Origin of the sequence: Legionella anisa (genome assembly GCF_001467525.1) — a bacterium.
In the GTDB taxonomy this organism is placed as follows: Bacteria; Pseudomonadota; Gammaproteobacteria; order Legionellales; family Legionellaceae; genus Legionella; species Legionella anisa.
Map to the genome: position 1 here is coordinate 418 of NZ_LNXS01000049.1, position 22,657 is coordinate 23,074.

Genomic DNA, 22,657 nt, shown 5'->3' on the forward strand with positions numbered 1-22,657 from the left:
GACAGTTTTTTTAGGCATAGCTGTAAATGTAGAATATGTATTTTCCTGTTTCGATTTTGTGAGGATCTCTCAGGGCTTGTCCGCGGGATCCAGTAATTATAAGCGAGCATTGGATCCTGCAGACAAGTCTCAGGACCGAGGAAAAAGCGTAAATCTCTTAACTTAATGGCAGGCTTCTTCGCCGCAGCCGCACAGAATTATACTTTTTCTTCTATTTCATATTTCTGAATTAATGCAGGATTTTCTGGTGATAAAGTAAAACTGACTTTAAGATTGGCTTTTTCTCCTTGGATAATAAAATATCCTCGTAATTGATTTTCTGGGATTACATCACCTACATGAAGGATTTTACCCGCTTTAGTGAAAAGATTTTGAGTTTTCTTTTGCAGTGAAGCAACCGGTGAGTCAAGAAAAAAATTCAGTGCGAACAACCCGCTTGTTTTTGCATTCTTCCATTCAGGAAGTAATTTCATCAATGCTTTTTGTCGTTCATGCAAAATTTTTGAAGGGGGTAACTCTCTTGGTTTCAATTGAGCTTCTTTAATAAGTTTATTCACAGCTTGGACATTAATTACCTCCGCGGCAGCATAAGTCACATTTGTTAATAGAACTACGCCCACCCCATACTCAGGCAACATGAGCCAATTACTACCAAAACCAGGAAGTCCACCACTATGTCCTACCGATATTTTTTCGTCACAATCTCTGGACCATCTTAAGCCATAACCGTAAGCACTCATTGTCGGACACTCTTTGCCATTTACTTTAGCCTTTGAATTCACAGCATAATATCGCCACGGTTGATGCATTTCACGTAGGGAACTTCTTTTTATTGGACCTGTTTCCGCATCATCACGAGCAGGCCATGCATATTGATGTAATGCAACATAATGACTGAATGATTCAATGGAGGTAATCATCCCTCCCATAGAAGCATAACTTCCATCATGTAATAAGGGTTCTTCTTGCCAATCTCCATTTACCCATTGATAACCATGTGCTAATTGCTTCGCAGGAACTTGTGCAAATTCCCATGCGGCCTGTTTCATACCTAAAGGCTGCCAAATATGTGCAGCAATATATTCCTGATAGGAAACCCCTGATACTTTTTTAACAATCAATCCCAGAAGTGCAAACCCTAGATTACTGTATTCAAATGAGGTTCCAGAAGTATTGGATAAAGAAATTCCTTGTTTTATTAGGTCGATTAATTCTTCATCTGTCTTATTTAAATTTCTATCGCCCCATGGATTATCTTCAGGAAATCCCGCAGAATGGGTTAATAAATCACGAATCGTAATCTCTGAAGCATCTTGGGTTAATTTCTGACTTTTTAGTTCAGGAATATAAAAAAAGGCTGGATCATCCAGTCTTAATTTACCCTCATCGCGAAGTTTTAAAACAGCCATAGCTGTGAAACTTTTAGTCATCGATGCGATGCGAAACATGGATTGAGTAGTAACCGGAGTTTTTTTTGCCACATCGGTGAAACCACCGCTTCCAGTATGCACCAGACGCCCATCTAAAATAATCCCATACGCATAACCAGGAACATGATTTTTTTCAGCATAGTTCTGGTACATTTTATCGATGGCTGGAAACACTGGCTGAATTTTTGTAAGCCTGTGACTCTCAATAAAAACAGGAGGAAGATAGGAGGAATTATTTTGACTAATCGCCGCCAAAGGAATCATTGCTGTGAGAAAAAAAAATTTTTTTACGATGAAGCGACACATAAAGAGAACCTTAATAATCCGATATAAAAGCACAATGAAGTATATAATATTTATTGACTGAAATTGACAGAAAATGAAAAATAGAATCCGGCCCTCTATTTTATATTGGAACTATTTGCATGAAACTCGCAACATTATTAAGAATGATACGGTTTTGGCCGCCTTTCTGGGGCGCAGGAATCAGTGTAAAAAAATTTCATTCTGATGGTACTTATATTGTCGTCCAAATGAAGATGCGTTTTTGGAATAAAAATTATGTGGGGACGCATTTTGGCGGTTCCATGTACTCTATGACTGATCCATTTTATATGTTGATGCTCATACATTCGTTAGGAAAGGGGTATATTGTCTGGGATAAATCCGCTTCCATTCGCTATAAAATCCCCGCTAAAGGTACCCTTTATGCACAATTTGAATTATCCCCAGAACACGTTGAAAGAATTCGACTCGAAGTCAATGAGGCAAAAAAAATTGACTCAGAATTTATTATCCCTATAACCGATGAAGAGGGAAAAATTGTTGCTGAAGTAAAAAAGATTCTTTCTATTATCAAAAAATAAAAACAGCAAAATCAGTAGTTTCTCTACACTTATTCTAAAGGGGAAATGTCATGCCAATACAGCCTTTTTCAGAGGAAGAACAGGCTCTCATTCTGGATAACTTCAACAAAACCAAGAATGATAATAATAAAATTCCATCATCCCTTCGCAATTACAATTCAGGTTGGCCACTCTTACAAGTAAGCCTGTTCACCATTGCCAGTGACACAACCGAACCAATAAAATATGAGCATGTTTTAGGTGGTGGAAATTGTCATTTTTTTCATATTGGCGCCTTTAATTTTGCAAGTCTCTTAACAAAAATCCCTGGTAATATGGACATTATGACGTCATATCCCATAACCCCGAAAAGAGAGCTCGTCAAAGCAGATAATGTACTTTTATTTTTAAAATCGTTTAGTGTGCATCACAAAAAATTGGGCATTAAAATTTCCAGTAAAGCCAATGCGTATGGGAGAAACCTACTTGTTGAGCTTCCTGTAGACAATTCAGCAAAATTTCGCGATGCATTGGCTGATAGTTTTTCATTTGCATTAAAAGAACATTTTTCAATCAAAGCAATTGGAGGATACAACGACTCTGGGTACACTGAAAAACAAATTATGGAGGCAATTAATCCCGAAGTTGCTGTTTTTATCAACGGGCAAATCTTTATTGACTTAGGAATGCTCTTAGAGCAACACGTTAAAGATAAAGAGATTATTGAATTATTTAAGCTTCTATTTAAGGTTGAAGCATTTTTGGAACTAAAAAAGGAATATGCGCAATTCAAACCTGCTTCAATCAAAAGCAGTGGAGCCACTCCAAAAAATCCTGCGCCTCCCTTCGAACTCCGTGCCGCAAACCCCGCCGCTTTCTTCCAGAAAGGAAAAGAAACAATACTTCTTGATGAACTAACAATCGGGAGTAGTTCCGAGCTGCACGCTTCAAAACCAAACATCAACTCCCAAAAGTAAACGTATATACTTTAACTCCAGGCTCACTCACTATAATCTGCAGGTAGCCACTGATAAATTTCTTTTCTGAAATCAACTCATAAATGGAATATTTATCAATTAGAATACTACGTTCCTGCAGTTTTTTACCTGATTGTTCATCAGTTAAAATTACTTTAACCTTAATGGGTTTAGCAATACTGTTTCCCATAACAGCATATACTTTGCGTGCATTAAAGTGTATTTTAATCGCCGCATTTGCTTCTTCTGCGACAATATTTTCCGCATTGATTTGCCATAATCCCTGCAAGCTCCAGGCATTAGCAGATAATTCATCGGAAAAATGGTAACGAGTGATTTTATCTTTTATGAGTTCGGGACTGTAATAGGAATCGGCCTTCGCATATCCCAAATAAATTTCTGGTGTTTGTGCGATACTCACCGAAGCATCTTTTAACGATTTTAAAGTGCTTAAGTCTTTGATTTCTAATAAAAAGCGAATGTTATTCTCCATAACGTCATATTCCCCTTCACCAAAACGCTTATAAACCACATCGCCTTTTTTATTAATTAAATAGTGAGCAGGCCAATAATGATTCTTATAGTTCCTCCAGGTAATAAACTGATTATCAAGTGCTACAGGATATAAAATTCCATATCGCTTCACCGCAGCTTTGACATTATCTAAATTTTTTTCAAAATCAAATTCAGGCGTATGAATACCAATAATAACAAGCCCTTTATCATGATAGCGCTTATACCAATCATTAAGATAAGGCAGGGTGCGCAAACAATTAATACATGAATAAGTCCAAAAATCGATTAAGACTACTTTTCCATGTAAATCAGTCAAGCGTAAAGGAGGTGAATTAATCCAGGCATCGATACCTTGTATCGGTGGAGCTTGATAAGTAAACCATAAGCCATTAATAAGTGAATTTGACGTTTTAATCCCTGTTTGAGGATTTACTGAAGAAGAAATCACTTCTCCTTCAAAGTAAACCATATAGATTACGCTTGCAATAATTACTCCCCCTAAAAATTTACGAAAAAGAGTGGCGCGTTTTTTAAAAAAGGAGAAGGTGTTTATTAACTTTTTTCCGTATAGGGAAATAATAAACATGGGAATTGCCGCACCCAGAGCAAACGCCATCAAAGTAAAAAAACTGATTATTGTCGTTTGCTGTACCGCAGTCTGCACGATAATCGCCGCCAAAATAGGCCCAGCGCAAGGGGTCCAAATGATTGCAATAATTCCCCCCAAGAAAAGTCCATTCCAAAATCCTCCTTCTGGTTTATTGGCTGAAGAAAAAAAGGTACTTATTCGAGTAAATCCCTGAGTTATTTTGCCAAATTGCTCTGTTAAATAATTCGAGATCATGATGGCCCCCAAAAGGAGTAAAATGACATAACCAATCTCGCGAACTAAATTAAAATCTACATCTAAGTAACGTACTAATTGATGGGAAAAGAACACCAATAAGGAAAAAAACAAAGTAAAACCGACAATAATCCCCATCGGTCGTTTTTTGGATCCAGTCAGTGACCCTGCTAGAAAAATAGGTAAGATAGGCAAAATACAAGGAGAAATAATTAGAGCGAACCCTTCTATAAATCCCAATATAATATTAATAAAATTCGTTTCCATTTTATTTCCGGAAATCGCAATTTCAACTTCGTTCGCTATTCGCTAGCTCACGCAATCATTGTTTTTGACGTAATCGATCAAGACTCATTTTTTGTCCTATTGCAAAAAATGAACTCCAAACAATGGCTATGTTTTACAAACGCACATGAGCACCACTTTCTTGTAACCGTTTGGCAACAACCAACTGAATGTTGTCGCGCGCACGCGCAGGAAAATATTGATAAACTGCCAAAAAGTCACTTGCGCTAATCGTCAGAAACTGGCAAGGAGTGATCGTGCTAATACGCGCCGTTCTGCGAATATTGCGTAAAATGGCAATTTCCCCAAACACATCACCGGCCCCCAAAGTATTAATGCGTTTCCACCCCATGGACTGAGTTTTTATAGAAACTTGCACAGTACCTCGAATAATAATATAAAGCTTGTCCCCTATTTCACCCTGTTCAATAACGATTTCTTCAGGTCTATAGTTTTCAATAACACACTTATCTGCAAGCATTTTTTGCTCAATGTGACCGATGCCTGTAAAAATAGTTGCATGAGAAAGTATGGGTATTAAATCTAATTGAGTTTGAGATAAATGATTACTCGGCTCCATATCCTTTCTCCCTATTCAAAACGAATTACCTTATAAATGAAATATCTTACAATTATAGTATAGTTGTTTTTTCTAAAGTTTTTTAAGACCGGAGTAATCGCGTAATTGATCACAGAATAATTGACCTAAAAAGAGTAAGACACTGATCAAATCTGCTACTCCTCCTGGACTAATCCCTGTTTCAGAAAAAAGTTGATGCAACTCCAGTGCCTTTTTTTGACGCGTGTGAACACATCGAATTGTTAATAATTCTGCTACCCTGTTTTTTGCATAATCCAGCGCTAGCTTACCTTTTCTATAAAGAATATTCGTATCATCCATATGCAGTAAAAGCTCTGAGTACGCAAACAAACAGACGGTATCCAGTGAATGGGTCTCAATAAAAAGCGAAATAAAATCAGGAAGTAATTGGAAAATTAAATCATACCCATGTATTGCCATTTGCTTGGCATCAACAACCTTATATCTTTGTCGTACTAAAGCACCATGGCTTTCAGGACTCCCAAGATGGTTCACCAAATGCCTTGGCCAGTCTTTCAATATTTGCCGACGAACATCCTCAGGAGTGAATTGCATTTTTTCCTGAGCCAGCCTTATTACAGAAACACAGACTAGACCCAAAGCAAAAATAGCACCGCGATGGGTATTTACTCCCTGGGTTTTTCCAAGCATGCGCTGTTCTGCATCAATAGCTACTTGTTTTAACTCTTCAAAAGAATCATTTACTAATCCTTTTTTTGTAATTTGATAAAAATAATGACGTAAGGTAAATAAACTACGATAAAATGTTTCACCATTCATGTCATGATGCGCGCCTGCATCGGTAAAGCTGACCAAACCTGGCTTTGGATATGCTTTGACTTCAAAATAAAGTGCTCTAACCGCCATTTTGGCAAGCGTTCTTTCACAGCAATGGATAGTATTCATAAAGCTCCGTTCTTGATAATAACGTAACTTTGTCTTTACTCTTACACAACAGTTTTTTTGCAGATAAATCGAGTAATTCTTTGATCGGAATATCACCAAAATCAGGGAAGCGAACTTCACCATCAATAGTTCGATTAAATTTTTTTGTTAAAACGCTCACTGATTCATATAAATCTGCCAAAGAGTGCCCGCAGTAATTGATGAGCAAATCAAGATCCGAATCATGGTCAACGAAAGAGTACCCTGATAAATAGTGAAATAAAAATGAGCCGTATACAGCAATATCAGAAATTGGATACAACTCAATAATACGATTTAATCCGTTTATCCCATAATTGCATGAAAAAAAATCCTGCATCTCGATGAGTTGAGGAAGTAACTTTTGATTTTGCACACAGGATGGTGCGACCCGTAAACCAACCCGGTGCTTTTTATTAGCATACAAAAGTGTTAACCCCAGATTCATTGTTTCTTGATGCCCCCCTTGTTTGGCATAAATACAAGGCAAGCCTTTTGCAAGCCAGAGGGATACGTGTTCTTCAATCATTTTTTTATCTTCATGAATCGAAGCAACAGCAAAATCTGCATCAGGCTGAAGATAAATTAAATGATGTCTTTGTAAACTCATAAATGATTGGCTACTTTATTGATAATTGAGTATGCAAGCGTTCTACCCCCTCGCTTACTACCCAAGAGCGCGCGATCATCTTGAGTACTTTTCTTTTGGATTGCCCAATCGATTTTTTCAGCAATTTCAGATGGGCTTACAATCTCGTGTATTCCACCAAGCTCGTAAAAATTTTTTACGCCTGGTGCAAAAACGGGAAATGTCTTACTGAGTTCTTGAAGGGTACTTAATTCTATTTTGGTGACCTTTGCAATACCTTCCAGCCACATCACAGCCAATGCGGCATCGGGTAAGGCTAAAATTGTATCTGCCATCAAGCCGTAGGCAATAAAAGCACCACCTAATGCTTGATTATACACCAGTGATATCAAAGCATTTCCCTGTAGGCGTAAGCACTCCAAACATTCAAGTAAATGGCCAAAATATTGTTGCATCCCTAACCATTCATCACGCATTGTTAACCCTTGTCCAGCAACATCAACTAATAAAAGGACTGGTTCTTTTGATTGACGCTCAAGAATGTCGATTACATATTGTGCCATAATCAACGCTTGCTCCGCCCCTAAAAATGTTGATTCCTTAACACCAAGAATATGTATCAATTGATTATTTAACATCGCTTGCCCAGATACAACGGATTGGTTCTCAGTCAATTTGACTTCCTGAGAAAAGATCTGTTTGAGAAGCTCTTTTATTGCAACCATTTTCTTATTCCTTTTGTATCATCGCCGACTCAATGCTTCGTAGCCTGGGTGCAGCGCAGTGGAACCCGGGATCGGTATGATTACATTCCCGGGTTCCGCTGCGCTGCACCCAGGTTCCAATGAATTACGATTTACTTTTTATATTTTTTGCTGCTTTTAAAAATTCTTGCTCGTCCATATCAAAAAGAGTCGCGGCATATTTTGGAGCAACTTTATTGAGATAAGCTCCCTCTTCCCGATACCCTTGAGTATCCTGAAAACGCTTTTTTAATAATGTTTGCTTTTGTTTTAGGGAATTAAGATCCAAGGGAACATTCTTATCAAGAGCAGAAATGAGTTTCGTGCGTATCGCTGTAACATCAGAGCCCACATAGCTTTGAGCAACATTCTGTAAATAGCGAGTTTTTCCACCATATACACGCCACACTAGAGCCCTATCCTGAGAGTTAAATGCTTTGACACCAGCAACTGCCTGGATCACTTCAGGGCCGGATACTCCAATACGTCCTACTTCATTAATCACAAGATAATCCAAACATGCAGAAATAATTCCCATGCCACCAAAAGCACCATTTTTCCCACAAATAACACCTACAGTAGTTACTCCATGACGCCTTGCTTCAAAAATAGCACGAATCGTTTCTGAAATTGATATTTCTCCTGCATTGGCTTCATGTAAACGCACACCACCACTGTCAATGAGAAGAATTACCGCCTTGGCTTGGGTTGCGATCGCGGCTTTAAATAAACCCGTAAGTTTTGCTCCATGAATTTCACCCACTGCCCCACCCATAAAATCCTTTTGCTGGGCTGCAACAAGTACTTTACTCTTTTGTAACAGGGCTGAACCAATAACGATGCCATCATCTGCTTCCCCTGGCAAATTTAAAGCAGCTAAATAGGGGCTATACAGCTTTTCATCAGCAAGCCACTCAATGAAGGAATCTTTATCAAAAATGACCTGGACTCGTTCCCGTGCATCAAGTTCTTCATAATTACTTCCTATTTTGTAATTACCTTGAAACTCTTCCATCGCCTGGGCTAAGCGCAATAAAACAACCGCGGGTGTCGCCCCATTATCATTAAGCGTAAATTGCAACCCGACAGGTTTGTGTTGATCCACGAAATCACCAATCACCATTTTCCAAACTGGTTTATAATGGTCAATTGCAGTCTGAATCACAAAAATTGTTTCAGAAGTAGTGTTTTCTTCGATAATGACTTCTAAATTCCCTGAGCCAACAACACCACAAACCGTTTTTTTGCCTTGCAAACGTTTTCCGGGAAGTGTAAAACGAAACTCCATGTTTTCCATATTCTTTGCCCTACCTCACCAGTTTCTAAATTTTACAGGTGGCTCATATAAACCCTTTGAACAATCAACAAGCTCACGAATTGACTTAGCTGCCAATAAATCTCGGGTCGCATCGGACACTTTAATTCCTAAATCCTCAGGGCGATTAATGACTCCTCGATGACGCAATTCCTCAACTTTTTTCCTGTCGCGCATTATTCCGACCTCTGTATATCCTGCGATTCCGCGAATGGCTTGTTCGCGCTCTGCGAGATTGCGACACATCAAAAGATTGGCGATACCTTCTTCGGTAACGACATGACTCACATCATCACCATAAATCATCACTGCAGGCAAATCGGCATTCATCGATTTTTGCAAGGCCCAGGCATCCAGTTTTTCTACAAAGGTAGGTTGTGCTGAGCTTTGGAATGTTTCTACCATTTGAATCACTAACTTTCTTCCGCGCGGCATTTTTGTCCCCAGTGCCTCACTACGTTCTTGGCCTGCTTTCAACCAGGCATAGGAAGAATGACGTCGGCCAGGAGCATCACAGCCCATATTGGGAGCACCACCAAAACCCGCAATACGTCCTTCAACTGCTGTAGAGCTATTTCCCTCAAGATCCATCTGCAACGTTGCCCCAATGAACACATCACACGCATAATGCCCTGCTAACTGACCTAACATACGATTCGAACGCAAACTCCCCTCTTTTCCTGTAAAAAAAATATCGGGACGAGCCGCTGCGTAGCGATTCATTCCTACTTCACCCCCGAATGGATAAATTGTTTTTACAAATCCTGCTTCGATGGCGGGTATTAAGGTAGGTAAAGGATTAACAACCCAGTACTGACATATTTTTCCCTTTAACCCCAATGATTCGCCATAAGTAGGTAACAGTAATTCAATGGCACATGTGTTAAAGCCTACGCCATGATTTAAGATATTTACTTGATAAGGGGCGTATATCCCTTTGATCACCATCATGGCCATTAATATTTTCACTTCATCTATTTGCGCAGGATCGCGGGTAAAAAGAGGTTCCATGTAGGATGGTTCTGGACCTTGAACAATGACATCAACCCAATCTGCAGAAATATCAACTCGCGGTAAATGCTCCACCACCTCATTGACTTGAACAACAACCACGCCGTTTTTAAAATTGGTCGCTTCAATGAGTGCTGGGGTGTCTTCTGTATTTGCCCCGGTAAATAAATTACCCTGCTTGTCTGCCTTATCTGCCATCAACAAACAAACATTTGGCGTCAAATCTGCTACTAATCGTCCAAAAAGTTCATTATAGGTATGAATATTACCGATTTCGATCTTTTTATTTTTTACCATATCAGCAAGACGGGTTGATTGTGGACCTGAATAGGCAAAATCAATTCGGCTTGCAATCCCTTTTTCAAACACATCAAGATGCTCTGGTAACGCAATAGCTGATTGGATCATATGTAAGCGATTTATTTTAGCAGGATTTAATTGAGTCATGGCGGCAGCCAAAAAACTAGCCTGCTTTTGATTATCTCCTTCAATGCATACTCGATCACCTGAGTGAATGAGATGTGAAAGGATTGTTATTATGTCATTCGCCGCAACAAATTTATTGTTCTTAAGGTAAGGCTTAATCTTGGACAGACGTTTTAAATATTCTTTTTTATTCTGATCCCACATTATTGCTTCCTACCTTATAATTTTTCGATTTTACTTTATACCATTTTTTTGCATGAAACAAAGAGAAGATGGAACGTCGGATTTGAGTTCAGGTTGAATGAAAAAATACGCTGAGAAAGCGCAGCGTACGTCAGTATGTAAGCATTTATCAGCGTATTTTTTCATTTAAGATGAACCAAATATGGCATTCCAGCCCTTAGTGCAACTTAAGTCTCGGCTTCACTCTACGACTTAACAAATTCGATAGAGTGAGCAAACAAACCCGCCACCAACCATATAAAGAAATTTGATGTTGTTTGTATAAAGACAAATAAAATAAACGCGCCAGTTTGCCTTCTATCATTAAATTCTTAGTAATTTTACCCATTAAATTACCCACTACATGGTGACTTAATGTAACTAAGGAGCCATGATCTCGATAATGATATACAGGTAAAGGCTTACCTTCTAAATATTTATCCAAATTTTTATACAGAAAACGGGCTTGCTGATGTGCTGCCTGTGCACGAGGTGGTACCGTTTTATCCGAATGAGTTTGTGGGCAACTCGCACAATCACCTAAAACAAAAATAGAATCATCCAAGGTTGTTTGTAATGTTTGCTTTACTAATAATTGGTTGATTTGATTCACCTCCAAGCCATCTAAATGACGCAAAAAATCTGGGGCTTTAATACCAGCAGTCCAAACAACCAGATCAGCAGGAATAAATTGTGCTGATTTAGTATGCAAGCCTTTTTCTGTCACTTCATTAACTTGTTCGTTAACACAAACTTTTACACCCATACGCGTTAGTTCTGCAAATACATTTTCTGAGAGCTCTTCCGGAAGCGCAGTCAACAATCTGCTTGCAGCCTCGATTAGAGTAAAAGAAATAACTTCAGATTGAATACCAATTCCATAATTTATAATTTCGTGGATTGCATTATTCAATTCTGCGATTAATTCAATCCCGGTAGCACCGCCACCTACGATGACTACATTAAATTGACTCTGTTGTGATTGCTGGGAAAGAAGCATGAAATGATTTAATAATTCGCGATGAAAATAGACTGCTTGATGAATGTTATCTAAAAACAAACAATGTTCACGCACTCCGGGGATATTGAAATCATTAGCAACACTTCCCACGGCAATAATTAAAATATCAAATGAAAGTGCTCGCTTTGGAAGAATTTCTCGTTCATGGCTGTAAAATGGAGATAAATAGATTTCTTTTTTACTCCGGTCTAACCCTTCAAGCGCTCCTAAAACAAAATGAAAATAATGCGTAGCAGCATAAGCAAGGTAGTCAATTTCATTTTCATTGGTAAACAAACTCCCTGCAGCAACCTCATGTAACAGCGGTTTCCAAATATGAGTAGGCGTACAATCCACCAGAGTAATGGCAGCTTTATCCCCTTTTCCATATTTATTTCCAAGCAATGCAGCCAGTTCCATTCCTCCTGCACCACCACCTACAATAACGATATTGGGTACATGAATTTTATTTGGCATAAAAACGCTTCCTTGGAATAAATCATTATTACTATAAATATACCAACAATTTATTACTTTTTAAGTAAGTATTCAGCTTATTATTAATTTATATTGTTCCTGGACGTAGGCGAAAAAAATTAAAGACAGCTGCTACTCATTCGCTATCAAGTACGATTACGTACCACAGGTAATTCAGACCAGCATGTAGTGTAACGAGGCGAGCGCATTTGTAAACGTGCATCCCAAGGCTTACCGTTGCACCCTTCTGCAGCAAGATATAAGGTATTTCTACCGAATTTTTGATTCACTTTATCAAAAATTCCCATAAAATCTTCTGTTGCTTGCAGCTCCTTATGACTGACATCATGAAATAAATCCAATTGACGTGATTCTTTGGAGATAAGATCCACAAGACACACCCCTGTCTTTTTATAATAATATCCTTGCTTGAAGATTTGCGATAACCCTTTTTTTGCCAGATGAGTAATTATTCTCAAGTCATCAGTAGGGTAAGCAAAACGCACTTCAATGGATTGAGTATGTTGCGCCATGTCTTCTCGGAATCGATTGGTGTAGATAAAAAGATGCATACCGTGTGTTAATGAGCGTTGCGCCCGTAATTTTTCAACCGCCCGTGCACAATGACTGCTCAGAGCTTCTGCGACCGCTGAATATTCAGTTTGCATCGTACCAAAACTTTTTGAGGATAAAATACTTTGTTTGGCTTCCTGTACTTCCAAATCATGACAAGGAATACCTTGCAATTCCAAAGCCGTTCGCATCATAACCACATTAAACTGCTTCTTTAACACATGTATATTCGTTGTTGCCAAATCAAACGCTGTACTCATACCATAATCAATAAGTTTCTGACTCCACTTTCTGCCAATTCCCCATACTTCGCCAATAGCAACTTTTTTAAGCCATTCCTGTTGACCATTCATATTAAAAACAGGCGTTTTTAATACTTTTTTACACAAATGATTCGCAAACTTTGCCAGAGTTTTAGTTTGACCAATACCTATAGAAGTAGGAATACCTGTATTCTTTAAAATCTTTTTTTGCAACATCATACAAAATGAATCATGCAAATGCGTAGGCATACTGCTTAAATCAAGAAAAGCCTCATCAATGGAATAAATTTCCATATGCGGCCATTCTTGCTCTATGGTCGACATGACGCGCTGAGATAAATCACCATATAAAGTAAAATTAGAAGAAAATACCTGAATCTGATGCCGGGTACATAAAGCCTTAACCTTAAAATAAGGTTCCCCCATGCCAATACCCAAGGCTTTGGCCTCATTAGAGCGCGCAATGACGCAACCATCATTACTTGAAAGCACAATTATAGGCTTCCCTCGTAAGTCAGGACGAAAAAGACGCTCACAGGATGCATAAAAATTATTGCAGTCAATTAATGCATACATGTTTAAGTACTTTTGATTTGTGTACATAAATCAAAATATAGGCTGAATGAGATACCTTTGTAAATTATTATTTTGAGAAAATCTTAGAATCTCTTTACATTTCGCTAGCTTGAGCCAAAATGGCCTGATTTTTCGAGCACCGAAGCGCAGCATACATAAAGTATGTGAGCATCGGAGCACAGAAAATCAGGGCAGTTTGGCCAAGATGGTAGAAATGTGGATAGAATCTAGTCAAATTTACACTCATGCAAAGGTATAATTCTGGTCTTTTTTATCCATTTATGTCCGATCCAGATCATTAAAAAAAGTGGCACACCAATATAAGAAATAAGCAAACCATACCAATCTTTGGGAGTTGTTGTTAAAGCAGAATAATTCTGGCCACTAATCACAATCATACATACACCAAAAGCAAACAAAGGACCAAAAGGATATCCCCTAGCCAAATAAGGAAGTTGAGCTGGGTCTTTTCCTTGACGCAAATAGGCTTTGCGAAAACGATAATGACTCATTGCTATTCCCATCCAAGCAATAAATCCGGACAAGCTTGTTGCATTGAGTAACCAAAAATAAACGGTACCATTACCAAAAATAGAAGATAAAAAAGCCAACATCGCAACAACACTTGTTAAGGCTAAAGCATAGATTGGTATTCCTCTTTGATTCACGACGGCAAAAATTCGAGGAACATGACCTTCCTTGGCAAGATGCCAAAGCATTCTGCTGCCAACATACATGCTTGAATTGGCTGTTGATATAATTGCAACAAGAATCACCGCATTCATAATCATTGCCGCAAAAGCTTTATCATATTGTTGAAAAACCAAGGTAAAAGGACTCGTTACTACATCAGAACTGATTAATTGTGACGAAGTATAGGGTATTAAAAGACTGATAATAAAAAGTGATAAAATAAAGAATATTAAAATCCGCCAAAAAACCATTTTTATCGCTTTGGGAATTGTTTTATCAGGATGAACACTCTCTCCTGCAGCAACGCCAATCAACTCCGTACCTTGGAAAGAAAAACCTGCTGCAACAAAAGCGCCAAGAACACCAATCCATCCACTATGAAATGGTGCATCGCCAATACGCCAATTTTGGAATCCACCTGCTTTATAATCTGTGAAACCGAGAGCAAGCAAGGATCCGGTCACAATAAATAGAACAATGACCGAGATTTTAATAAATGAAAGCCAATATTCTACTTCACCAAATGCTTTGGTTGATATCGCATTAAATCCTATGATCAGAAAGAGAGAGACTGAGCACCAAAGAAATGAAGAACTCTCAGGAAACCAAAAATGCATAATCAATGCAGAAGCTGAGATTTCTGAAGCAATATAAATGGCGCAACTATACCAATAATTCCATCCTAGCGCGTATCCTAAGGAGGGATCGAAAAAACGAGCAGCATAAACATAAAATGATCCACTCGTTGGCATGAATGCCGCCATTTCACCAAGACCCGTCATCAAAAAATAGACCATGATCCCCATAATCAAGTAGGCAAGCAATGTACCACCAGGACCAGCCAAGGATAAAGCACTGCCACTCGCTAAGAAAATGCCCGTTCCAATAGAACCACCCAATGTGATCATTCCCAATATACGTGCATTAAGCTTGCGTTGCAGCGAAGGCTCTTGAGCTAAATCATGCATCATTCAATCCTTGAATTTGGGAAAAGAGCAGTCCCCACCCTACCATTAACATCTAATCCTTAATGACGCCTTCCGGATGCCCTCTAACAGTTATTTTAAGATATAAGTTTTGGAGGATCAGAGCGAGTCTCACCGTTTTGTGACAGCGGCAAACTTGCTGTGGAATTTGCTCCTGATGCTTTTGTTAGAAAAGCATGTCTCATTAATTCCTTCCATCTCTTTATTGCAGCCTTTCTTCGTTCTTCAATCGCATGTAATTCCTTTGTAAATTTTTCCATATCGATAGTTGATTGCATTGGATCAACGCGTATAAAATCAAGGTTCGCATTTCTTGCCATTTCTCCATCTAAATCATCTCTGTCGCCAACATATGCGATGGGTTTATCTTTTACATTGTACATTTTGCGAAACTCATGAAACATTGCCGGATTTGGTTTTTTCGGTAAATTATTATCGTGATTAATGTATCCATCAATATCAACTCCATAAACTTCTTTAATCTTAGGAACTTTACTCTCGAAAGCTGAACCATCGGTTATGATACCAATTCTATATTTATTTCTTAGAATTAAAAAATCTTCTTTGCTCATTTTGGGTGCAAATGGTTCCGCATTTTTATGCTCTTGATACGTTTTAGTTATTTCTTCGCAAGAAATTTGAACGCTAGGATTATATTGTCTTATGAAATCTAATAGCATCTGTTGATATTGATATTGTCCACTATCTTTCAAGGCTTGACGCTTTTCTTTAATTGTTTCAATCGGTATTTCTATGCCAGAATATATTTTTATAATATCTTGAAAAATGATAAAAGTACTATTATTCAAGTTATGCAGAGTATCATCAAAATCAAATAATAACCAAGGGAGGCCCGCCCTTTTGTCGATTTCTTTTCTAATATTTTGTCCCTCTTCATCTGATAGCACAATTTGTTTTTCGTACGACACCGTATACCTGCCTTTTTTTATTGCTGCCAATAACTCACTTTCAAAATGTGCGAATTCTACTTTTGGTTTTTCAAATTCTTCCATTAAGCTATCTTTTTGATGTTCAAAAAGCGAATGATTAATCTTGTCTGATGCATCATATTTTTGAAGTAACGTTTGAAAAGCTGATCTATGTTCTGGATTATTTGAGTCAGACAGAATTGAGATTAATATCATACCTTCAATATTAGTCAATGTTTCAATACCTAATCCGACAAGTCTTAGTATTTCGTTTAATCGAGGAAGATCTTTTGACGTATTAGGTAACAAACTTATGATAAATTTTTTAACGTCCGGCTGTATATTAAAAAACAGATTATTTTTATGTGCTGTGATACAGACTACGCTAAGCAAATTTGCGTTGTTATCCATAATTTCATCCGCTGCACAGGATATAGCTGAACCCGCTTGAATGTGATCGTCTACCATAATCACTTTTTCATTTGGAATTATTTTTTCTTCAATATTTCTTGATTGGTAAAGAACTAATGCCTGTTGTGCAATTCGATGGATACCATAAGATTCGGCACGCGATGTGCGCTGCTTTAAAGCAAGTACTCTATCTAATTCTACTTTCCAAGGATCATTATTTTGAGCAATTTTCTTTCTTAATTCTGTAAGTAACAAGGTACTGAATTCTGCAGTTAATCGATTTTTACCAGACTCCGGCTCAGAAAGATCCCGTTCCATTGTAGCGAAATGAATCACTTCATCTTGACTCGGATAAGAATTTTTTATTATCTGGTATAATCGATTTACCATTATCTCCAAATAAGTATTCTCGTTATTCTCTTTAGTTGGAGCTTTTAATACTTTTTCCAAATAGGCATTTGTTTTTGCTTTGAGAAGAGAAAAAAGCGCTTCATTTTGCATAATGGATACAGGAGACATTTGCCGTGGTTTTCCAAAAAGGGTAATGCTATTACTCGCAAGTCCTATGATTTTTGTGGTAGGTTGTTTGCCATTGTAGCCAAACAATTTTCCTTTTTTTATAAATAACTGCAGCCTGGAAAATTGTTTTTCTTCTTCAGCCATATTGAAATGATTTTCTGGCTGAGAAAGCTCTTCTGAAGTAGCAGCAATGATAATAGGTATTTTGGCCCCTATATCATTTAACCTAGCAAATAAAACCTGTTGTCTTTGATGAAATCCATTTTCTTTAGGCATTTTTATTTTCCTGATATGCGTTATTTTTAAAAGAGGCAATATGTGTCGCCTTAAGTAAAAGACATCCCCAAATGGCTGAAAAATTGATACGATTTTATGGTAAAAGTATTTAAAATTCAATGAGATAAATATATAAATGGAATAAAAATATATATGAAATAAACAAGACCTCTTCGCGAAGAATCGTACAATTTAACGCCATTGACCGAGTAGAAATAGGAGATAAGTCGATCATGAACATTTTAGCATTAAAAAAGTTACTCAATCTGTTGGATGCTGATGCTTTGAAATCAACTGCTGATCATATTGCAATCGGAAAAATCAAAGATTATTTAAAAGAACTAAATGATGAAGATGAAATAGAAGCAGCTTATCTATTCCAAATAGTGCAATTTATCTCTTTTGATGATCAATCCACATTATTTGCTGTGATTAAAAAAGAATTGGGGCATCACTTTCTTTTTGATCTATGCGACATATTATATGCCAATGATTGCCTAGAAGAACCTATCTTTAAATATGCCTACAATAATATGGCTGCTTTTGAATCTAATGAAGCAGATTCAAGAAGAGTTGAGTTCAAGCGAACCCTCGTTAATTTAGCAAATGCAAAATTATTAAATGAACATTCATTTAAGGCAGCTTTTGCAAGAATTACTGAAAAATCCCCCCCAGTTGAAGTCTTAACTATTCAGAAAGAAAGCAGAAAAGACACCAAGGAAGCTCGCACTCATATCAAATCAATCGATGGAAAGTATAATTTTTTTATGGGTGCTGATAAGCAAAGTGTAAAAGGTGGGTTTAGTGTGGTTAAAAAAGGATATGACACGATGACCACCAATGAGGCTTCTTATGGAATTAAAAAAATTACGGGTTCGGTACGGCGTGAAAATGACGATGGACATCGCGATGCGGCACGAGAAGTTAAATGCAATCGATTACTAATGCGTGATGCTGATTATTATGCAACTCCTGATAGTAGTATTTCTCGCAGCCATTTTTACCGGGTGATTACACCCTGGCAAGAAGGGAAAGATTTAAGAAAATATACGCCGCTAGAACTCAAGCAAGCAACATATGAGGACAAATTCCAATGTCTTTCTCAGGCGCTTGAAGAACTCAATACATTACACCAACATAATCGTATTCATGGTGATCTAAAACCAGCAAATTTTATCTTAAATTTAAACGCAAAAACGCTGAAAATAATCGACTTTGGAGGATCAATTAAATTTGGTTCGGGTAAAAAACCCGCTCATACCCGATTTTATGGTGATCCTCATAAAGATGCTGCACATTTTTATTCTGATGTTTACTCTATGGCTGGGATAGCAAAAATTTTATTTCCCGAATTATATTTTTATGTCAATCAATACAGCAAAACGTTTTTACCAGGTGAGTTTGCTACTTTTACTCTTGTAAAAAAAGACCATTTATCAGTCATTGAAAAAGCCATCATCCAATTAATTGATGCCATGCAACATCCAGATACAAGTCTTCGCTGTACTAGTGCAGATGCTGCTGGGTATTGTAAAAAAATACTTGAGAATCTGTCCGAGCTGGATGAGAATATGTTGCGTGAAATTACAGAATCGACTATTGCGCGGACAAATACGACAGTTGAAGATATTTTGCGTGAAGCCAGAATAAACCAATACTCGTTTAAATGAGAAATATACTGAAGCAGGAAAACGTTCCGGCGATGTCGTGCTACAGCAAGCCTCGATCAATGGGGTCAGACTCGATTGTTTAGCAACTTTTCCCTCTGTATCAATCGAGTCTGACCCCATTGATTCTGTGTCAATAAATTAAGGAAAGTTATGATTGTTATCTTCGTCCATGGCTGGAGCGTCACACATACCAATACTTATGGAGAGCTTCCTCAATGGCTTGAAAGTCAGAGCAAGGACGGAAAGCTGAATATTCAAGTTGGTAATATCTATCTTGGACGCTATATCAGCTTTGACGATACAGTAGCAGTCGACGATATAGCACGTGCATTTGATCATGCAATGCGCGATGAAATTGCTGATAAACTGCGAGATGGGGAGCGTTTTGCTTGTATTACTCACTCTACCGGCGGCCCCATTGTTCGTAAATGGATGGATTTATACTTTAAAAATAATCTTGCAAAATGTCCATTGAGTCATCTTATCATGCTGGCTCCCACCAACCATGGTTCTGCGCTTGCTCAACTTGGTAAATCCCGGCTAGGTCGTATAAAAAGTTTTTTTGAAGGGATTGAACCAGGACAGCATGTGCTTGATTGGCTTGAGCTCGGAAGCAATATGAGCTGGCAACTTAATGAAAGTTGGCTTGATTACGATTGTACTGCTGATGGCATCTATTCGTTTGTACTTACAGGCCAGAAAATTGATCACCAACTTTATGATGCTCTTAACTCCTACACGGGAGAAGCCGGGTCTGATGGAGTTGTACGTGTAACTGCTGCAAATATGAATTACAGTCTATTAAAGTTACATCAGGAGGGGAATAACGGTGAAAATCTTGTTGTCTCCAAAATGACACGCACAAAACAAATGGCATTTGGGGTTCTGCCAGGGTGTTCGCATTCCGGTAAAAAAATGGGAATCATCCGCAGCGTTACCATGGCCAATGCTGCTACTCATCCTACAGCTATATGGGTCTTGCAATGTCTCCAGGTAAGAAACCGTGACTCCTATAGTAAATTGACAAAAGATCTAGATGAGCTTACCAAAGAAACCCAAAAAAATGAGCATATAGAACGTGTGAAGACATTTATGCATCAACGTGAATATATCACCAATCGCTACTCTATGATTATATTCCGACTTATTGATGATCGCGGCAATCATCTTGACGATTATGATCTCTATCTAACTGCTGGCCCCAAATATAGTGAGTATGCGCTTCCCGTAGGTTTCTTTGCAGACCGTCAGCGTAACCAACATGATCGGGGAAAGCTGACTTATTTTCTTGACTACGATATCATGGAATCCGGGATTAATACCCCAAAAATGCAGGGTAATCTGGGGTTTCGTATTAAAGCCTACCCTGAGTCAAGTGACCAAGCCCTTGCCTATTACAAGCTACTTGATTTTCATTCCTCGCTCGCTGACATTAACAAAATTCTTCATCCGAATGAAACAGTAATGGTTGAAATCATGCTTCAGCGACGAGTAGATAGAACTGTTTCTCGCATCACCAACAACCTTAGCCCAGCAAAAATCAGTGCGAAACCGACTGGCGAAAAGGTAGATTAACATCCCTTCTGTTTTATGTATTTGTGATCAATCGAGTCTGACCCTATTGATCCAAAAAGATATAGCCTGGAAAAACGCTTTTTATTTTATCCAGGCTGCTCCCTGATTAAGGAGTAAGGTTTTTACCGACAATATCCTGGATTATTTCAGCTTTTTCAACTTCTCTACCAATATCCTCCATCCATATCTCAATATGATCATTTTTTGTCTCAGCCGCTTTACTTAAACGGTTAATCTCTACTTCTGACAACCCCTCGATCTCTTTGTAGTCGGCAGCAGAATTCTCATAAGTTCCCACATTTATAAATAACCTATCTTTCCTAACTTCAATTCTATTTCCATCTAGCCCGAGTATGGTTAGAGTATTATTTTGTGCCAGTGCTTTGGCTCCCTCAACTCCAATGTTAGGAAGAACCACACTTTCTCCACATATATAGAGACATTCCAGAGTATTATTTTGCGCCAGTGCTTTTGCCCCCGCAACTCCAATGTTATTACCACCCACATCGAGGTACCTTATGTTTTCATTTTTTGCTAATTTTTCGGTTCCAGTAGAATTAAGAAAAGTTCTAAACATATTGAGCACTTTCAATTTTGTGTTTTGTGCCAATGCGGTTGCTGCAACTGATCCACCCAGGTTATTCATGCTCACATCTAGCCATTCCAAGTGGCTGTGTTTGGCCAATGCTGCGGCTCCCTCAGACCTAATTGAGTTTAAACTAAGACCTAGCCTAATCAGGGTTGTATTTTCTGCCAATGCCTTGGCTCCCGCTTCTGTAATTTCATTAAAGGTCAGAATAAGCGTAGAAAGATTCTTATTTTTTGCTAGTATTTTGGCTCCTTCATTTTTAACTTTATTACGACTCGCATCGAGATAAATCAAGGTAGTGTTTTCTGCTAACGCCTCGAGCTCTTCCTTCACAAGTGAACATGCGCACAGATTGAGCTTTTTCAAGGTAGTGTTTTCTGCCAACTCCTCGACTCCTATCTGAAGGAAGTTGTAACTTAGATCTAACGATTTCAGGTTTTTGTTGTATGCCAGAGGTATGGCATTGTTAATGTTACAATTACTGAGATTAAGTGATTTCAGGATGGTGTTTTTTGCAAGTATTTGAGCTCCCACATCGCCAATTGGGCTGCCACTTAAATCGAGTGAATCCAAGCTTCTGATTTTTGCCAATGCCCTCACTGCTCCTGGACTCGTAATATGGCTTCCATGAAGATTAAGTATCGTAATTTCACGGTGCTTCTCTAAAAACGGAACAATGGAAAAGTAAACTTCTTCGTTCAATATAAATTGGTTAGATAAATCTAACTTATTTCCAGTGACAAACTTAGTATAATCGATATTTCTCCTTCCAGATTCAAAAAAGTTTGAAGACTTAAAATAATAAGCATCAGCTGCTGCTTTTTCTTGCTTTTCTCTGTCCTCTAAATGAAAAAGTTCCTCCTTCATTCTCTCCAATTCCGAGGGATTCTCTATCTCTTCTTTTATTAATGTTTCAATGAGCTTAAGCTTCTTTTTTGTTTTTTTCATCGATGCCATTATTTCAATATTTGGTTCATATCCTAAAATGGCATATCGTGTTATAGGGTCATGGGTTTGTTTAGTTCTTTCATATTCATTTTTAGTTTTTAAAGAAATTACTGTTTGAACTTTATCGCCAGTCAAAATAGTATAAGCAGGATCGTCGACTGAAAAACAATCCAAACTGATAGGACAAGAAAATGAATACTTAACTTTGTTTTTAAATCCTAGAAGTAGATCATTTAAGTAGTCAGTCGTGTCTTTACCAAATCTGGTGCTTGCAATTAGATTTTCTATGTCATTTATTAGTTCTTCTAATGTTCTCTTTTGTTTATGTGCTTCTATTTGCGCTTCTATTTCTTTATCTATTATTTTCGCTTCCATTATTACCTCGCTTTTTGAGCATAAAAATATAAAAATTTATTGTAGACCCTACATTTTTTAGATAATGGC

The 22,657-nt window shown here is 37.9% G+C and carries 17 protein-coding genes; 4 read left to right on the plus strand and 13 right to left on the minus strand.

The window, feature by feature from the left end:
- Positions 1 to 197: 197 nt before the first annotated feature.
- Positions 198 to 1,736 (minus strand): serine hydrolase domain-containing protein, encoded by a 1,539-nt coding sequence (locus tag Lani_RS15245; RefSeq protein ID WP_019234293.1) that lies wholly within the window; start codon positions 1,734 to 1,736, stop codon positions 198 to 200.
- 119 nt (positions 1,737 to 1,855) lie between these two features.
- Here Lani_RS15245 and Lani_RS15250 point away from each other — a divergent pair, with 119 nt between their 5' ends.
- Complete coding sequence (locus Lani_RS15250) at positions 1,856 to 2,296, plus strand: DUF4442 domain-containing protein (RefSeq protein WP_019234292.1); 441 nt, start codon at positions 1,856 to 1,858, stop codon at positions 2,294 to 2,296.
- A 50-nt stretch (positions 2,297 to 2,346) separates the two neighbouring features.
- On the plus strand, positions 2,347 to 3,252 hold the full coding sequence (locus Lani_RS15255; RefSeq protein WP_019234291.1) for a hypothetical protein: 906 nt from the start codon (positions 2,347 to 2,349) through the stop codon (positions 3,250 to 3,252).
- Here the strand turns inward: Lani_RS15255 and Lani_RS15260 are convergent.
- From Lani_RS15260 to Lani_RS15310, 11 genes are all read right to left on the minus strand, one after another.
- On the minus strand, positions 3,236 to 4,879 hold the full coding sequence (locus Lani_RS15260) for a cytochrome c biogenesis protein DipZ (RefSeq protein WP_019234290.1): 1,644 nt from the start codon (positions 4,877 to 4,879) through the stop codon (positions 3,236 to 3,238). The genes Lani_RS15255 and Lani_RS15260 overlap by 17 nt on opposite strands.
- Positions 4,880 to 5,012: 133 nt before the next feature.
- The gene (locus Lani_RS15265) at positions 5,013 to 5,477 is read right to left on the minus strand and encodes a cyclic nucleotide-binding domain-containing protein (RefSeq protein ID WP_019234289.1); all 465 of its coding nucleotides are present in this window, start codon (positions 5,475 to 5,477) and stop codon (positions 5,013 to 5,015) included.
- A gap of 72 nt (positions 5,478 to 5,549) precedes the next feature.
- Positions 5,550 to 6,404, minus strand: coding sequence for a triphosphoribosyl-dephospho-CoA synthase (locus Lani_RS15270; RefSeq protein ID WP_019234288.1), 855 nt, complete (start codon positions 6,402 to 6,404; stop codon positions 5,550 to 5,552).
- Positions 6,382 to 7,032: a phosphoribosyl-dephospho-CoA transferase MdcG domain-containing protein gene (locus tag Lani_RS15275; RefSeq protein WP_019234287.1), complete on the minus strand. Its 651-nt coding sequence runs from the start codon at positions 7,030 to 7,032 to the stop codon at positions 6,382 to 6,384. Before Lani_RS15275 ends, Lani_RS15270 begins: the two co-directional genes overlap by 23 nt.
- Positions 7,029 to 7,736 carry a biotin-independent malonate decarboxylase subunit gamma gene (locus Lani_RS15280; RefSeq protein WP_019234286.1) on the minus strand — a complete coding sequence of 236 codons (708 nt, stop codon included), beginning with the start codon at positions 7,734 to 7,736 and terminating at the stop codon, positions 7,029 to 7,031. The genes Lani_RS15275 and Lani_RS15280 overlap by 4 nt, the downstream gene beginning before the upstream one ends.
- Before the next feature lie 124 nt (positions 7,737 to 7,860).
- Positions 7,861 to 9,051 (minus strand): biotin-independent malonate decarboxylase subunit beta, encoded by a 1,191-nt coding sequence (locus Lani_RS15285; RefSeq protein ID WP_019234285.1) that lies wholly within the window; start codon positions 9,049 to 9,051, stop codon positions 7,861 to 7,863.
- A gap of 15 nt (positions 9,052 to 9,066) precedes the next feature.
- On the minus strand, positions 9,067 to 10,710 hold the full coding sequence (gene mdcA / locus Lani_RS15290) for a malonate decarboxylase subunit alpha (RefSeq protein WP_019234284.1): 1,644 nt from the start codon (positions 10,708 to 10,710) through the stop codon (positions 9,067 to 9,069).
- Positions 10,711 to 10,906: 196 nt separating this feature from the next.
- On the minus strand, positions 10,907 to 12,205 hold the full coding sequence (locus tag Lani_RS15295; RefSeq protein ID WP_019234283.1) for an NAD(P)/FAD-dependent oxidoreductase: 1,299 nt from the start codon (positions 12,203 to 12,205) through the stop codon (positions 10,907 to 10,909).
- A 146-nt stretch (positions 12,206 to 12,351) separates the two neighbouring features.
- The gene (locus tag Lani_RS15300; protein ID WP_019234282.1) at positions 12,352 to 13,617 is read right to left on the minus strand and encodes a Y-family DNA polymerase; all 1,266 of its coding nucleotides are present in this window, start codon (positions 13,615 to 13,617) and stop codon (positions 12,352 to 12,354) included.
- A gap of 227 nt (positions 13,618 to 13,844) precedes the next feature.
- Positions 13,845 to 15,281 (minus strand): amino acid permease, encoded by a 1,437-nt coding sequence (locus tag Lani_RS15305; protein WP_223499494.1) that lies wholly within the window; start codon positions 15,279 to 15,281, stop codon positions 13,845 to 13,847.
- Positions 15,282 to 15,373: 92 nt separating this feature from the next.
- A complete protein-coding gene (locus Lani_RS15310; RefSeq protein ID WP_019234280.1) occupies positions 15,374 to 17,431 on the minus strand; it encodes an HAD-IA family hydrolase in 2,058 nt (685 codons plus the stop codon).
- A 233-nt stretch (positions 17,432 to 17,664) separates the two neighbouring features.
- Between Lani_RS15310 and Lani_RS15315 the strand changes: the two genes are divergently transcribed.
- Entirely contained in the window at positions 17,665 to 19,101 is a 1,437-nt protein-coding gene (locus tag Lani_RS15315) for a protein kinase domain-containing protein (RefSeq protein WP_058388699.1), read from the plus strand.
- Positions 19,102 to 19,251: 150 nt separating this feature from the next.
- The gene (gene plaB, locus Lani_RS15320) at positions 19,252 to 20,676 is read left to right on the plus strand and encodes a phospholipase PlaB (RefSeq protein WP_019234277.1); all 1,425 of its coding nucleotides are present in this window, start codon (positions 19,252 to 19,254) and stop codon (positions 20,674 to 20,676) included.
- 106 nt (positions 20,677 to 20,782) lie between these two features.
- On the opposite strand, the gene Lani_RS15325 is transcribed toward plaB, so the two are convergent.
- Positions 20,783 to 22,588, minus strand: a complete 1,806-nt coding sequence (locus Lani_RS15325; protein ID WP_019234276.1) for a leucine-rich repeat domain-containing protein — start codon at positions 22,586 to 22,588, stop codon at positions 20,783 to 20,785.
- Positions 22,589 to 22,657 lie beyond the last annotated feature (69 nt).

Excerpts from the sequence above, each read along its gene's own strand:
- Lani_RS15245 (WP_019234293.1), bottom strand. The coding sequence starts at position 1,736 with ATGTGTCGCTTCATCGTAAAAAAATTTTTTTTTCTCACAGCAATGATT.
- Lani_RS15250 (WP_019234292.1), top strand. The coding sequence starts at position 1,856 with ATGAAACTCGCAACATTATTAAGAATGATACGGTTTTGGCCGCCTTTC.
- Lani_RS15255 (WP_019234291.1), top strand. The coding sequence starts at position 2,347 with ATGCCAATACAGCCTTTTTCAGAGGAAGAACAGGCTCTCATTCTGGAT.
- Lani_RS15260 (WP_019234290.1), bottom strand. The coding sequence starts at position 4,879 with ATGGAAACGAATTTTATTAATATTATATTGGGATTTATAGAAGGGTTC.
- Lani_RS15265 (WP_019234289.1), bottom strand. The coding sequence starts at position 5,477 with ATGGAGCCGAGTAATCATTTATCTCAAACTCAATTAGATTTAATACCC.
- Lani_RS15270 (WP_019234288.1), bottom strand. The coding sequence starts at position 6,404 with ATGAATACTATCCATTGCTGTGAAAGAACGCTTGCCAAAATGGCGGTT.
- Lani_RS15275 (WP_019234287.1), bottom strand. The coding sequence starts at position 7,032 with ATGAGTTTACAAAGACATCATTTAATTTATCTTCAGCCTGATGCAGAT.
- Lani_RS15280 (WP_019234286.1), bottom strand. The coding sequence starts at position 7,736 with ATGGTTGCAATAAAAGAGCTTCTCAAACAGATCTTTTCTCAGGAAGTC.
- Lani_RS15285 (WP_019234285.1), bottom strand. The coding sequence starts at position 9,051 with ATGGAAAACATGGAGTTTCGTTTTACACTTCCCGGAAAACGTTTGCAA.
- mdcA (WP_019234284.1), bottom strand. The coding sequence starts at position 10,710 with ATGTGGGATCAGAATAAAAAAGAATATTTAAAACGTCTGTCCAAGATT.
- Lani_RS15295 (WP_019234283.1), bottom strand. The coding sequence starts at position 12,205 with ATGCCAAATAAAATTCATGTACCCAATATCGTTATTGTAGGTGGTGGT.
- Lani_RS15300 (WP_019234282.1), bottom strand. The coding sequence starts at position 13,617 with ATGTATGCATTAATTGACTGCAATAATTTTTATGCATCCTGTGAGCGT.
- Lani_RS15305 (WP_223499494.1), bottom strand. The coding sequence starts at position 15,281 with ATGATGCATGATTTAGCTCAAGAGCCTTCGCTGCAACGCAAGCTTAAT.
- Lani_RS15310 (WP_019234280.1), bottom strand. The coding sequence starts at position 17,431 with ATGCCTAAAGAAAATGGATTTCATCAAAGACAACAGGTTTTATTTGCT.
- Lani_RS15315 (WP_058388699.1), top strand. The coding sequence starts at position 17,665 with ATGAACATTTTAGCATTAAAAAAGTTACTCAATCTGTTGGATGCTGAT.
- plaB (WP_019234277.1), top strand. The coding sequence starts at position 19,252 with ATGATTGTTATCTTCGTCCATGGCTGGAGCGTCACACATACCAATACT.
- Lani_RS15325 (WP_019234276.1), bottom strand. The coding sequence starts at position 22,588 with ATGGAAGCGAAAATAATAGATAAAGAAATAGAAGCGCAAATAGAAGCA.